This window comes from Niallia sp. NCCP-28, from assembly GCF_023168165.1.
In the GTDB taxonomy this organism is placed as follows: Bacteria; Bacillota; Bacilli; order Bacillales; family Cytobacillaceae; genus Niallia.
In genome coordinates this window covers 24,465-37,883 of the sequence record NZ_BQYJ01000011.1, presented here as the reverse complement: position 1 = coordinate 37,883, position 13,419 = coordinate 24,465, and the positions used below count along the sequence as shown (strand labels likewise).

Sequence of the window (13,419 nt, the reverse complement as noted above, 5' to 3'; positions counted from 1 at the left end):
TTCTCCTCCCTTATGCTTTTTACTTTTTATTTTGCCTTCAAAATTCTTTATTGTTAGGCACTCCTTACATATATTTGCATACATAATCTATATACCAAATGTATACAATTGTATACACTCTGTCAAATGAATTTTTAAGAATTTTAAATACTAATTTATTAATAGATATTTTTTTGCCAGACGATAAAGCAAAAATTTAAGGAATGATATTTTATTCAAAAAAAGCAATCAAATTTCGCAGAAACAAACATAAAAAAGGCAAAGCCACAGCCTTGCCTTTAAATGTTTCTTTACTTATTTGCAAAATCACAATAAAGTTATTTAATTTTAAAAACATCGAACAAGCATGACTCCGTTCTAAATTTAGGGTGGGGTTAACAATAAGTCGTTTGAAAATCTAAGTTTTATCAACAATAGCCCTTTATTGCGGAAGAACGTTTCAAAGACTTAAATGAAGAAAGCCACCTCTTAAATAAAAAACTATCCTTAAGTCCACTCTTTTCCATGTTGACGAATAAATTTAATATCGTTTTGATAATGTTCAAGATGCCCTTCATCTATCATCTTTTGAAAAGCAATGTCACCTTCACTCGCTTTTCTTATAATTGTTTTACATAATCCTTCTAATCGCAGCAGTACCATGTCCAAATAATCTTCTTCTATTCCCTCACCGTAAAATTCAAAAAACAATCTGACTCTTTGTTTTATACGGTTAGCATGCTGCAGTGGATTATAATAAACTTCCTCACCTGTTTCAGAGAGGTAAAATCTACTTAAGGGAACACAAGTATAAAGAGTATAAGCTATGTCCCAAAGTCTTGGGCCAGGTCCAGCCACATCAAAATCAATAATGCCTATTGGTTTTCCATGATTAAAAATAATATTGTATCTAGCAAAATCATTATGGCATAATACCTCCACTTTGTGAGGAGTATTATCTATTGGTTTCCAATCTTCTGATAATGGAAAATCACTTACAGCATCATGATAAAGACGGAGCATCTTTGCTATATCTTTTAAAACATTATCAGACCACATGTATTTTTTTAAAGGATCGTTACCAGCTTCTCCTTCAATAAAGGAGAGTATTTCTCTTCCTTTTTCATCAATACCTAAAAACCTTGGCGCATAACTAAATCCATTATTTTCTAAATGTTTTAATAGCTTATGAATTTTGGGACTATCCGGCTTTAATTCTCGACGTACAGTATCTCCAAGACGATAAACATTAGAGACATTCCCTCCTGCTAATATTTCTTCATTTTCATGGTTTGGCATCTATATATTCTCCCCTAATATGAATTTCCATTGTTCAACTAATGTTCCTTTAACTTCCTTTTAATCATCCCAAATTTCCCTTAGATCCGCAATTAATTACTCAAGAATATGGCCCAATTGTTAAATAGAATGACTCGCATTTTTTATAACTTTATTATTTTTTAAACAGCTTTATTGTAAATCAAACAACTTTTTTGTCACTTAACATTATTAGATTAAGACAGCTAATTTCATAAGCAAACGATGATAATTTGACATGATGATCCAGAGATTTAAAAAAAGGTTGGGACACAACTAATTAGATAATCTGTAAAGACGAATAATCTCTAAGTTAGCTTTAAAATAAAGGCTAGTTTCGCAATCTTGGTTACTTGTGTTTTTACATATAGTCAAGTGTAAAAACGAATTCGTTCCATTGCGCTACAGACACTCCATTCCACTTCGTTTTTAAAGGGTGTTATCTAAAAAAATTTAAAAATAAAAAAATTAATTATCTGGAAAAACTGAGCAGCCTGAATACACGTAGACTCCTGTGGGATTAGCAAGACAGCTTAGACCCTGCAGGCGAAGTGTATTCAGGCTACGGGTAGGGTAATAACAACAAAATTTCCTGAAACCACCCTTTTAAAAGTTTAATAAAAACGAATGATTATACGTAAATTCCGTATAATCATTCGTTTTTATCTTTAACTGGAATACTTATGTTCCAGCCTTGTATACAGGGATCTTTATCGTAAATGTGCTTCCCCTCCCCACTTCACTAGAAACTCGAATGGTTCCCTTATAACTTTCGACAATCCATTTGGCAATAGCAAGCCCGAGTCCATGCCCTCCTATTTGCCTTGTTCGTGATTTATCTGTTCGATAGAAACGTTCAAATATTTGTTGTTGATCTTTAGCATCAATTCCAATCCCCGTATCCTGCACTTTCATCACCAAATCTTTTTCATCAGCAGCTAAAAAAAGAGAAACCTTTCCTCCGTTTGGGGTGTATTTTATTGCATTATCTAATAATATATATAATAACTGAGTAAACTTTTGGGAATCTCCATAGACGATCAGTGATTCAGAGACCTCAAAAAAGAGTTTAATTTGTTTGGAGTCAGCAAGAGTTTGTACAGATTTCATCGTTTTTTCGGCAAATGGCTGAAAATCAAATCGTTCATTTGCCTGTTCTGCTGTCTCTAAGTCAGAACGAGCCAATGTCAATAAATCCCCCACCATTTGTGTCATCCTTTTGACTTCATTTTTCAAATTGAAAAGCAGCTTATAAGAATAATCCTCTTTTTTCCATTCTGTGGTCATTTCCATCGCATTAATGGAAGAAAGCATAACACTTAAAGGTGTACGCAATTCATGAGAAGCATCCGCTACAAATTCCCGCTGTCTAGCAAAAGCTTTTGTGATGGGAGTCATTGCTTTTTTTGACATATAATAACTGATCACTATAGCCACCCCTAAAAATAAAAGTGCTATTCCTAATAAGATATATGGCAGCCACTTAAATAATTGATAAGCAAATGAAATCTCCTTCCCTATATAAAGCATTCCTATCACTTCTCCATGATGATAGATAGGTTCGGCAGATATCAATAGACGAATCGTGTCTTTCCTTTGGGTAGGCTGAAATTCATTTTTTCTTCCTCTTTCTTTTAATCTTCTTTCTGAATAATTTATTTTTAATGTTTCGCTGCGTATTTCATTTCGGGAAGGATTCCAGCCTTGGACTGTACTTAATATTTCTGAACGAAAATCGGAGATTGTTTCATCTCCTAGGACAAGAATCCCTGAAGGATTAACAACATAGAAAAAAAATTGATCGACATCCTTTTCAACTGATTCTTGATTTTGAAATTCCAATAAGCTGCTTTGCTTATTTTGAGTCAAATAATTTTCTATGCTTGCCGCTTCCTGCTTAACACTTATCTCTAGATCACGTTCTTGTTCTTTGAAAATGGTAAAGTATAACAAGAAGTAGACCACGGCAATAAAAAGGAGCAAAAAAAGCATCAGCAAACTACTATAAAGAACCGTTAAACGAAATTGTGTGCTCTCAAAGATATCCCATTTATTGCGATTTTTCAATAAATGGATAAGAGATGCTTTTTTAGCTTTCAACTTTATAACCAACCCCTCTTATGCTTTGCAGCAGCTCTTGCTGTCCAATCACATCCAATTTTTTTCGAAGCAGTTTGATTGTTGCATCAATCGCCTTCATAGATACATCCGCATCAAAGCCCCAAATGCGATCTAAAATTACTTCCCGGGGCAGTACCTGTCCTTTATTTTGGGCCAATAAATCAAGCAATTGAAATTCACGTGGACTTAACTGAACCTCTTCCCCATTATTGCTTATTGTTTGACTAAGGCGATTTAATTTCATCTCATGAATAAAAAGCTGTTCTTCAAGGATGGGGGCATAATTCCGTCGTGACAGCGCCCGCAATCGAGCAAGAAGTTCATCGATTTCAAAGGGCTTAACCAGGTAATCATCCGCCCCAGCATCTAAACCGCTAATGCGATCTTCCACAGAATCTTTTGCAGTCAGCATCAAAATTGCCCCTGAATACTGTCTGCTTCTTAAACGCCTGCAAACCGAAACACCATCTCCATTTGGCATCATCCAATCTAATATCAATATGTCATAGTAAGATGCATTGGCATAATCGTATGCATCTTCTCCCTCCGTGACCCAATCTACCTTATATCCTCCCTTTTTCTTTAACATATATTCCACTAGTTCACCCAATTGCAAGTCATCTTCTGCCAACAGAATGTTCAAGCAAACTCCCCCTTTTACATCTATTTATATCGTTGCTAAAATTCAGTGGAAATCCTTTCAGCATAAGAAGTTCGTAAATAAACCACCTTAATAAAAAGAATAGAGCATGTTTAGATTAGCTAAACATGCTCTATTTCACCCAGCGTTTATGCAGCTAAACCTGTATATCTGGACTTTCTCTTGCTTTGTCATCCTATATAAATTAGTAACTCATTTTTACATTTTTTACCAATCCATTAATCTCCTATTCCAATCTCTTGAATCCTACCAACTTTTTCTTAATATTAACTTAAAAATGTTTTTACAATAAAAAAAACTGCATAAAGAGACTGTCCAAGCAGCACTAATCCCACCATCATCGCTGGAATCCACTTTAGTCTTGATAAAAACCCTTTACTTGTATAAACATTTCGATTAATAATACTTCTTTTGATTTCCTTACACGAATCTAGAATAGATTGTACAAGAATAATAGAAGGGAGAAAAATTCCTAAATGCATAATGGCTGTCTTTTGGTTGAAATACAGCGGTATAGCTAATAAAAGAATACATGTTATTATCCACATACATCTAATTGGATTACGAATCCATAAGAAAAGGACGAGTACCAGTAAGCCAATTAATAAACATAAAATTAGATAATAGTTTTGTTTTCCTGCTAAATAAAATAACCCTATTGCCACGACCAATGTTACAGTATAACCAATATACAGATTAAATAAATTCTTTAAGGCAATTTTTTCTAACTCTGTTCTTTTTTTGAATTTATCTTTATTCCATATCAATCTATTATTTTTTCCACCTATAAAAACCAAAAAAGTTTCTAAAATCAGCGTATTCCAAATCGAAAAATAAACTTTCAAAAAAGAAATTCTGCTAATAATCAGTGCTGCCCCCAAATAAATAATAATAAGAAAAGCATTATCCTTCACCTATATTCTCCTCTCTTTTTTATACAGAAAAGAAGCACCTTCCTATCTATTCAGGTGCTTCTTTTCTGTATATCTTCAATTATATTGTCTCTTTTTCACTCTTTAGCTTCTCTATTTCCCTGCTGATCTCTTCTTCGCCTACCAAGTTTAAGCTGTTTGCTTCATAGCTTGATAATGGATTCGAAGAATAGCTTCCTGCTTGCACTTCTGCCTCCATTAAGAGAATTTGTTCTTCTGCTTTTGTCACACCTCTTAGAATAGTATCTGATTGGAATGAATTCGAAACTTTTTGAATCTGCTTCATAGATTTTGCTACATTTGCTCGTGAAGCTAACAAGATTTTTTTATGCTGCAATTCATGATACGTGGTTTGCAGTTCATTTACTTTTTCTTTCAGCATCACCGTTTGCTCTTTTATTGCTTCCAGCTGCTGTTCATAAAGACTCAGCTGTTTTTCATGATGGATTTTCTCCTGTACCGCTAATTTGGCAATAGCCTCTTCCCCTTTATCGATTGCCAGTTTTGCCTGCCGGGTTCTTTTTTCCACTAGCTCTTTGGTTTCTAATAAAAGAGCGGTTTGTTTATTTTCCACAAAAATTTGCTGGGATAAAGCTTTTTGTGCTTTTCCTATCTCTTGCTCCATTTCTCTGGAATACTCATTCAGCATTCCAATTGGATCCTCCATGCTATCTAGTAAACTATTAATATCCGCCTTTACGATTGTTTTGATTCTTTTAAAAATACCCATTTTATTTACTCTCCTTTTTCGTTGTGATATTTTTTTCCCATTGATCTAAAATACTTGCATTATTATGGTTTATTAATGGCTTCGGTGAAGATGCTAAGGATGTATCAATAAACTGTTGCATAGAAGAAGTTTTTGACTTCTTTTTTAGCCATTTAACTACTATTACTAAAACAGCCAGTCCAATGATAAGGAATAATAGGAATCCTATCCAAGAAAAGCCAACTCCATGGTGAAAACCTTCCATCATCCGTTCATGTCCAAATCCATTTTGCGGATGCATTTCCATGCCCCTTCCGTGTTCATGAAAACCAGCTGCAAAAGTAACGGTTCCTCCTATTAGATTGGAGATAAAGCTCATTACTACAACCATCGATGTAATGACTGTACTCCAGAAAATACCTTTTTTTATTCTAGTATTCACTGTTTTCTTTCCTCCTTTCCTTTTCGATAGTTGTAGTTTAGTAGCCTTTGGTGAAAACTTGGTGAAATCATTTCAATTAATAGAATTTCTTTTAAGTTTTTGTAAGAAAAGAAAAAAAAGAGTAGATATTAGCTGCTTTAATTAAATGAAAACAAACTTTTATGTGGGTAGACTGATTTTAAATGAACAGAATAATATCCTTTAGATTTAATTTCTCTATATCGTCTAAACTATAGATAGAAACTAGATGAAAAAATGTATTTAAAAGTATGCATTCTTAAAGATTATATAATTTGGCAAAGGTTATATTGACACTTTGTATACAAACGTATACAATTATTCTACGATATACATCCGTATACAAAAAAGGAGTGATATGATGAGAAACAATCACGACAGAGGATACAAAAGAGATGAAAGACCATTTGAAGGTGAGCATAATCGAGAAGAATTTCGTCATCCTAAAGGCGGCGGCCATAAACGCAAAGAACATCATCGGGGGGCAAAAACATTCCGGCGAGGAAGAGCCATTGAATTTTTAGACAGGTTAAATGTAAAACGTGCAACATTAAAACAACAATTAGAATCACCAGAACTACAATCCATTAACCCCATTTTAGTGGGCGAGTTAAAAGCTGTTGAAACAATCATCAATGAATTTATTCAATTATTTGAAATCCATGAAGAGGAAGTAAAGGGAAATAACGCTATTGTAGATGAAGAAGCGACGCCTAAAGATAACGTGCCAACAGAAGAATAATTTTAAATACAGCGCTTAAGTGTGTAGAAATAATTAATTTATCTATAAAATACAGATTGGAGATAATTTATGTTTATTCAATTAAGAAAAATGACCATAACAGAAGGAAACGCTGAACAAGTAGTAAATCGATTCAGCAAAGCAGGAATTATTGAAGAACAAGAAGGTTTTGTTGACCTTAAAATCATGGTAAAAAAAGTGAGACGTGGCGAGGAAGAAGTCATTATTTTAGTAACCTGGGAATCAGAAGATTATTGGAAACAATGGGAAAAAAGCGATGCACATATTGCTGGCCATAAAGCCAAAAATAATCAAGCAAAACCAGAATATATTATCCATACAGAAGTAGGCAAGTATGAAGTTAAAGCAGTTAAAAAGGCAGTAAGAAAAGAAGAAAACCCTGTATAAGGTGAAATTTAATCAATGAGAATTATATTCTTCATGCAGGATAAACAAATCTGGCACATTCATTCAGCGGAAGAAACGGAATGTCCAATAAGTCAATTTCTTTTGCTATAAATATTTATTTTTCCATCTTCAAAGGGGCAGCCCTCAAAACTCAGTAAAACGAATTTTGAGAGTTTCCCCCTTTTTTCATTTATTTTTCTTCAACAATTTCCTTAAAGATTTGATACGACCGTTTTTGTTTATCAGGATCAAAGATATAAGAAACCGCCATAATCTCATCTACATGATACTTTTCTTGAAAATTCATTAACTGTGCTTTTATTGTCTCTTTGCTTCCCATAAACGTCATACTGGACATAGAGGAAGCCATTTCTTTTTCATGTGGACGCCAAATGGCATCCATGCTGTCCACTGGCGGCTGCAAGGGGTTTTGGGTACCTCGGACAACATTCAGGAAAAATTGCTGCATCGTTGTAGACTCTTTTTTCGCTTTTTCATCCGTTTCCGCTGCAATTACATTTAAACAAACCATCATGTATGGAGCATCTAAATATTCAGAAGGCTGGAATCGATTACGGTAAATCGAGATCGCTTCCTCCATATATCTAGGAGCAAAATGTGAAGCAAATACATATGGAAGCCCTAATTTAGCCGCTAAATAGGCTGAATCTGTTGATGATCCTAAAATATATAATGGAATATTTGTATCAACACCTGGATATGCCTTCACATAGCCTTGTTTTTCTTTCGGCCCAAAATAAGCGAGCAAGGAATTTACGTCATCAGGAAATGTATAAACAGCGGCATCATTTTGTGAACGCCGTAACGCACTTGCCGTTTTCATATCCGTGCCAGGAGCCCTGCCAAGTCCTAAATCTAAACGATTTGGATAAATGGTTGCCATTGTGCCGAATTGTTCGGCAACAACTAACGGAGAATGATTTGGCAGCATAATCCCGCCAGATCCAACACGGATGGTTTTTGTATGCTCCAATGTATGTTTAATTAAAATGGAAGTAGCTGAACTTACTAATGTGGGAGAATTATGATGTTCAGCAATCCAGTACCGCTTATACCCCATTTCCTCCGTAGCTTGAGCTAAATCAATCATTGATTCAATAGCTTCTTTAGGTTCCTGTCCCTCGCGAATTGGTGCAAGGTTTAAAACTGAAACGGGTATATTTATATTTGTCATTTCTATAATTCCTTTCTAAATCAAGATACCCTACTATAGTAGCAACTAGCTTAGCAAAAACAAACTGATATGCTTGGATATCAAATCGAATCGCTTTATGCATTGTAGTGAATAGAAAGATTATATTTTCATTTAAATTAGCATCTATCCCATATGCTTAGAAATATTTTGCCCATACATAATCACTCTATTAAAAAAAAAGAAATAGCCAAGTGACAACCTAATTTATTTTCATTTGAAGTTATCGCAAAATGATTTTCTATCTTTTTCAAAAATACTTATCCATCTATAAATAACAAATTATTGTGCTTTCTTGCAAAACAATAAAAATACTCTATCAAAATGCAACAAAAATGTTACATCAGAAATATAATAAACATAAATTTCATCAAAATGTTACTTATGGAAAAAATTTCAGGCAGATATAATTACATTTATATTGAAAAGAAAGGATGTTTTGATTTGCCTAGTAATAAAAAAGAAGGAATTATTTTTGGAATGTTTATGTGTTTTGGAATGGTGTTTATTATGACCTTTTACAACACAGTTTTACACGGATTTTCATCATTTACAATAAAAGGTGCAGTGTTTCAATTTGTTATCACATTAATCGTTGCTTTTACTGTAGAATCATTAGTCGAACCGCAAGCACGAAAAATTGCCTTTTCACTTCCTTATGATAAATCGAAAAAAATCAATGTCATTCTTGTATTCGCTTGTTGTATGGTCCCTATGATGGTTCTTATTATGTCCATTTATGGCCTTGTTTTAACGAATATCATGACAGGAATGGAAGGTCCTATTTTCACCGCTTATCTTAAAACAGTTGGGCTAAATTTTATCGTGGCACTTCCAGCACAATTATTAATTGTTGGCCCTATCTCTCGTTGGCTATTAACTAAATATGTGAAACCATTGACACAAAAAGCTGAATTAAACATGTAAAAAACCAAGCAAGCTACCACTTGGCTAGCTTGCTTGGTTTAAAGAACACTTTCAAACTAACTTTTATTTTATATATATAAAATAAAAGTTAATAGATTTTTTGGATACGTAAAATTTAATACAAGAGTACTCTTCCCTCTGCTAATAGGAAACTAAAAGTACTTTTCTTAAAAATATAATGCCTCGCCATTATATTTACGCTATCTAAAAACGCAACAGCATCTAGCAAACTGCTCTCCCTTACAATATTTTCCGCTTAGAAATAATCGACTGACGCTATTACAAAAAAAAGACAGATTTTCTATTCCCTTCTTTAAATGAAGCATATAACTTTGCGTCTTTTGGCATGTATGCTACAATGCCCTGTAATGAATGGAAAGAGGTGTTAATATGCAGATCGAAGTATGGTCTGATTTTGTCTGTCCCTTTTGTTATATAGGGAAACGAAGATTGGAAATGGCGCTGGATAAATTTGAGCATAAAAATGAAGTGGAAGTGGAGTTTAAAAGTTTTGAATTAGACCAAAACGCCCCGCTCTATTCTGGAATAAACATACATGAAATCCTTGCATCCAAATATGGAATAAGCATAGAACAAGCCAAACAGAATAATGTTCAAGTAGGCCAACATGCTGCTGGTGTGGGATTGACTTTTAATTTTGATGAAATGAAGCCAACAAACACATTTGATGCCCACCGTCTGGCAAAATTTGCAGGCGAAAAGGGAAAAGAAAAAACACTTACTGAAAAATTGCTTTATGCTTACTTTACAGAAGGAAAAAATTTAAGTGATGTGGATACTATTGCTGACATTGCGGAAGCTTCTGGTTTAGATAGAGAGGACTCAATAAATGTTCTAAATGATAAAACAGCCTATGCAAATGATGTTCGCATAGACGAAGAAATTGCCCAGCAATACGGAATTTCCGGGGTTCCTTATTTTATCATCAACCGCAAATATGCCATTTCAGGGGCACAGCCCCTTGAAACATTTGTCGGTGCCCTTCAAAAGGTTTGGGAAGAAGAAAATCCAAAGCCTAAATTTAAAGATCTTTCCTCAGAAAATGGGAATAACGCTATATGCCAAGACGGAAGCTGTGTTGTGCCACCAACGTCAAAATAGACTGCTTCTGTTATAAAAATAAGCTCTAAAAAATTTGTTCTTTTTCTCCATTTTAAAACCTGGGGCAAAGCAGGTTTAAACACTCTTGTCCCAGGTTTAATAAATGAGGTTACCCGAAAAGGACTGCCTCTTTTTTATCAATTCCAACTCTTTCTTCTGCTGCACCAATTTTTTTATCAATTTCGCTCCTCTTTTTATCGATTCCGCCATTTTTTTATCGATCTCGCCTTCTTTTTTATCAACTACACTCTCTTCCTTCTGCTGCACCAATCTTTTTATCGATTTCGCTCCTCTTTTTATCGATTTCGCTCCTCTTTTTATCGATTTCGCCATTTTTCTATCGATCTCGCCTTCTTTTTTATCAACTACACTCTCTTCCTTCTGCTGCACCAATCTTTTTATCAATTTAACTCCTCTTTTTCTCGACAAGGTACATGTCGAGTTTGGAATGGTGGCTTTAGCCCGCAATATCCTGAAAGTAGCAGGCATCCGCCAGCTACTTTCAGATAATAATCCGAAAAATAGAAAAGAAAGTGAAGAAAATCAATTCAGCTTTCTTCACTTTCTTTATTTTAAGAACTTATCGGACAGCCTCTTGTTAATTCAGCTAATCCCTCAATCGCTTCCTCTAAGAAGGTCCTTGCAGCAGCAACTTTTTCTAAAGTGCTTTGTGGATTTTTTAATACAGCTTTTGCATGCTGAATTCTGCTTTTATTTCCAGCTTTTAATCTTTCTTCAAGCAAATCGAAAGCTAAACGACGCTTCTAACAATTCCAAGCTTTTTTTAACCGTTGAATTCCTTTATCAATTTCTGATTCAGATAACCCGCCAAATCCTATTAAAATATGTGCATGATCTTTTTTTATATCCGTATCATGATAGACAGATAATGGATATACTTTTACACCGGCATCGAACGCCCTTCTTATCAGCACCTCTTCTTCCATTCTGTTGTTCACTTCTAAAACAATATGCAGACCTGAATGTTCACCAATTATTTTTACATTATCCCTTAAATATCTTTTTACAGAGGTTATTAAGACTTGATGCTTCTTTCGGTAAAGCGCCCTCATTTTATTCAAATGTGTTTGCCAATGGCCATTTTTCATAAACCGAGCCAATGTATCTTGGTGAAGACGGGAAGCAGTCTGCTTATAAATGGTAAAGCTCTTTTTGTATATTTTCAGCAATTCTTCTGGCAATACCATGTAGCTTATGCGAATCGATGGAATCAAAGACTTTGAAAATGTACCGAAATAAACAACTCTTCCTTTTGTATCCAGTCCTTGCAAGGATGGAATGGGCTTTCCTTTATAACGGTACTCTCCGTCATAGTCATCTTCTATAATATAGCCAGTCCTTTCTTCTGCCCACTTTAATAATTCCAGTCTGCGGGAAATCGGCATAATCATTCCATAAGGAAATTGATGGGGTGGGGTCACATACACTGCATCCGCATGCGTATTTGCTAACTGGTTTATGTCTATGCCATTATTATCAAGAGGAATGCTGTTAACAGATGCTCCCAAATCCTCCAGCACCGCTCTTATCCGATTAAATCCTGGATCTTCCATTGCGAAAATATTCTCTTTGCCAATCACTAAACCCAGTATGCCCATCAGCACCTGGGTTCCTGCTCCAATAATAATTTGGTCAGAAGAGCATCTAACTCCCCGGGATGCAAATAAATATGCAGCAATCTGCTTGCGAAGTTCAAGCTCTCCTTGAGGATCTCCTGTATAAAATAAGTCCCCCTGATCTTCGTATAAAGAGCAAACAGTCAACTTCCGCCATGTAGAATAAGGAAAATGGCTTACATCAATTTTGCCCGAATTAAAATCAATTTTATTATTTGCTTGGATACTTTCATTCTTTTTCTCACAGTTCCGAGAATATTCTTGATTAGCCATTATGTCATCTTCAAGTTTTATTGCATAAAAACCTTTCCGAGGTCTGCTTTCTATAAATCCTTCTGCATTTAATTGATCATAAGCTGATTGAATAGTATTGAGGCTTAAGCCAAGATGATCGGATAATTTTCTTTTGGAAGGCAATTTTTCTTGTGATTTAATTTTGCCAGCTGCTATCTCTTGTTTGATATAATCAGCCAGCTGCAAATAGAGTGGTTTATTGCTTTTGTATTCTAAAACTGGTGTGATTTCCAACATAAGCTTCTTCCCTCCCCTTAACTGGAACCTCTAAAATTTCCTAAACTGATACTTTTTATTATACCAGTTTGTGATTAAATAAAAGATGAATCCACTTATAGGGAGATGTTAAAAATGATTAAAATAGAAGAATTGACAAGTGAGCTTAAATGGAAAGAAGCCTTTCCATTAATGAAGCAATTAAGAACACATTTAGATGAAACAAATTATCTTCAATTGGTGCAAGAAGCGCGAGAAAAGAATCAATATAAAATGGCTGCATTGTATAAAAATACACAAATTACAGCAGTAATAGGTTTTATGCCAATGGTTACTTTATATAATGGCAGATTCATTTGGGTATGCGATCTCATTACAGATGCAAATAATCGATCAAAAGGGTATGGCACTAAACTTTTAAGTTATGTAGAAGAATGGTCTAAGAAGCATGGCTATGATATTGTCTCCCTCTCATCAGGACTGCAGCGTATAGACGCTCATCGATTTTATGAAGAAAAAATGGAATATAACAAAGGCAGCTATGTTTTTCTTAAAAAGCTTCCGATTTGAACAGATAATATGATGAAGTCATCTAAAATAAAAACATAAAGGCTGGTAATGCTTAACGTTTTTTATGAAAATAACTCGGCAGACAGAACAACCAATCGGTGAACAGCCCAT

The 13,419-nt window shown here is 34.6% G+C and carries 15 protein-coding genes; 5 read left to right on the top strand and 10 right to left on the bottom strand.

The annotated features are described in order from the left end of the window. Positions 1 to 486: 486 nt before the first annotated feature. The 6 genes from NCCP28_RS20475 to NCCP28_RS20450 form a co-directional block, all read right to left on the bottom strand. The gene (locus tag NCCP28_RS20475; protein WP_248563076.1) at positions 487 to 1,278 is read right to left on the bottom strand and encodes an aminoglycoside phosphotransferase family protein; all 792 of its coding nucleotides are present in this window, start codon (positions 1,276 to 1,278) and stop codon (positions 487 to 489) included. A 699-nt stretch (positions 1,279 to 1,977) separates the two neighbouring features. Continuing rightward, positions 1,978 to 3,396 carry a sensor histidine kinase gene (locus tag NCCP28_RS20470; RefSeq protein WP_248563075.1) on the bottom strand — a complete coding sequence of 473 codons (1,419 nt, stop codon included), beginning with the start codon at positions 3,394 to 3,396 and terminating at the stop codon, positions 1,978 to 1,980. After that, complete coding sequence (locus NCCP28_RS20465) at positions 3,386 to 4,060, bottom strand: response regulator transcription factor (protein WP_248563074.1); 675 nt, start codon at positions 4,058 to 4,060, stop codon at positions 3,386 to 3,388. The genes NCCP28_RS20470 and NCCP28_RS20465 overlap by 11 nt, the downstream gene beginning before the upstream one ends. 284 nt (positions 4,061 to 4,344) lie before the next feature. After that, positions 4,345 to 4,992, bottom strand: a complete 648-nt coding sequence (locus NCCP28_RS20460; protein ID WP_248563073.1) for a M50 family metallopeptidase — start codon at positions 4,990 to 4,992, stop codon at positions 4,345 to 4,347. Between the two features lie 79 nt (positions 4,993 to 5,071). Beyond that, entirely contained in the window at positions 5,072 to 5,740 is a 669-nt protein-coding gene (locus tag NCCP28_RS20455) for a PspA/IM30 family protein (protein ID WP_248563072.1), read from the bottom strand. Position 5,741: 1 nt separating this feature from the next. Then, positions 5,742 to 6,161 (bottom strand): hypothetical protein, encoded by a 420-nt coding sequence (locus NCCP28_RS20450; RefSeq protein ID WP_248563071.1) that lies wholly within the window; start codon positions 6,159 to 6,161, stop codon positions 5,742 to 5,744. Between the two features lie 379 nt (positions 6,162 to 6,540). Here NCCP28_RS20450 and NCCP28_RS20445 point away from each other — a divergent pair, with 379 nt between their 5' ends. Further along, the gene (locus tag NCCP28_RS20445) at positions 6,541 to 6,921 is read left to right on the top strand and encodes a hypothetical protein (RefSeq protein WP_248563070.1); all 381 of its coding nucleotides are present in this window, start codon (positions 6,541 to 6,543) and stop codon (positions 6,919 to 6,921) included. 69 nt (positions 6,922 to 6,990) lie between these two features. Beyond that, the gene (locus NCCP28_RS20440; RefSeq protein WP_248563069.1) at positions 6,991 to 7,329 is read left to right on the top strand and encodes an antibiotic biosynthesis monooxygenase; all 339 of its coding nucleotides are present in this window, start codon (positions 6,991 to 6,993) and stop codon (positions 7,327 to 7,329) included. Between the two features lie 190 nt (positions 7,330 to 7,519). On the opposite strand, the gene NCCP28_RS20435 is transcribed toward NCCP28_RS20440, so the two are convergent. Further along, on the bottom strand, positions 7,520 to 8,524 hold the full coding sequence (locus tag NCCP28_RS20435) for an LLM class flavin-dependent oxidoreductase (protein WP_248563068.1): 1,005 nt from the start codon (positions 8,522 to 8,524) through the stop codon (positions 7,520 to 7,522). Positions 8,525 to 8,986: 462 nt separating this feature from the next. Here NCCP28_RS20435 and NCCP28_RS20430 point away from each other — a divergent pair, with 462 nt between their 5' ends. Further along, positions 8,987 to 9,469 carry a DUF2798 domain-containing protein gene (locus tag NCCP28_RS20430; RefSeq protein ID WP_248563067.1) on the top strand — a complete coding sequence of 161 codons (483 nt, stop codon included), beginning with the start codon at positions 8,987 to 8,989 and terminating at the stop codon, positions 9,467 to 9,469. 390 nt (positions 9,470 to 9,859) lie between these two features. Continuing rightward, on the top strand, positions 9,860 to 10,591 hold the full coding sequence (locus NCCP28_RS20425) for a DsbA family oxidoreductase (protein WP_248563066.1): 732 nt from the start codon (positions 9,860 to 9,862) through the stop codon (positions 10,589 to 10,591). 96 nt (positions 10,592 to 10,687) lie between these two features. On the opposite strand, the gene NCCP28_RS20420 is transcribed toward NCCP28_RS20425, so the two are convergent. The 3 genes from NCCP28_RS20420 to pdxR all read right to left on the bottom strand — a co-directional run bounded on the left by NCCP28_RS20420 (position 10,688) and on the right by pdxR (position 12,759). Further along, positions 10,688 to 10,996, bottom strand: a complete 309-nt coding sequence (locus NCCP28_RS20420) for a hypothetical protein (protein WP_248563065.1) — start codon at positions 10,994 to 10,996, stop codon at positions 10,688 to 10,690. 167 nt (positions 10,997 to 11,163) lie between these two features. Next, on the bottom strand, positions 11,164 to 11,334 hold the full coding sequence (locus tag NCCP28_RS20415; protein WP_248563064.1) for a hypothetical protein: 171 nt from the start codon (positions 11,332 to 11,334) through the stop codon (positions 11,164 to 11,166). A gap of 21 nt (positions 11,335 to 11,355) precedes the next feature. Then, positions 11,356 to 12,759 (bottom strand): MocR-like pyridoxine biosynthesis transcription factor PdxR, encoded by a 1,404-nt coding sequence (gene pdxR / locus NCCP28_RS20410; protein WP_248563063.1) that lies wholly within the window; start codon positions 12,757 to 12,759, stop codon positions 11,356 to 11,358. A gap of 114 nt (positions 12,760 to 12,873) precedes the next feature. Here pdxR and NCCP28_RS20405 point away from each other — a divergent pair, with 114 nt between their 5' ends. After that, on the top strand, positions 12,874 to 13,308 hold the full coding sequence (locus NCCP28_RS20405; protein ID WP_248563062.1) for a GNAT family N-acetyltransferase: 435 nt from the start codon (positions 12,874 to 12,876) through the stop codon (positions 13,306 to 13,308). The last annotated feature ends 111 nt before the right edge of the window (positions 13,309 to 13,419 follow it).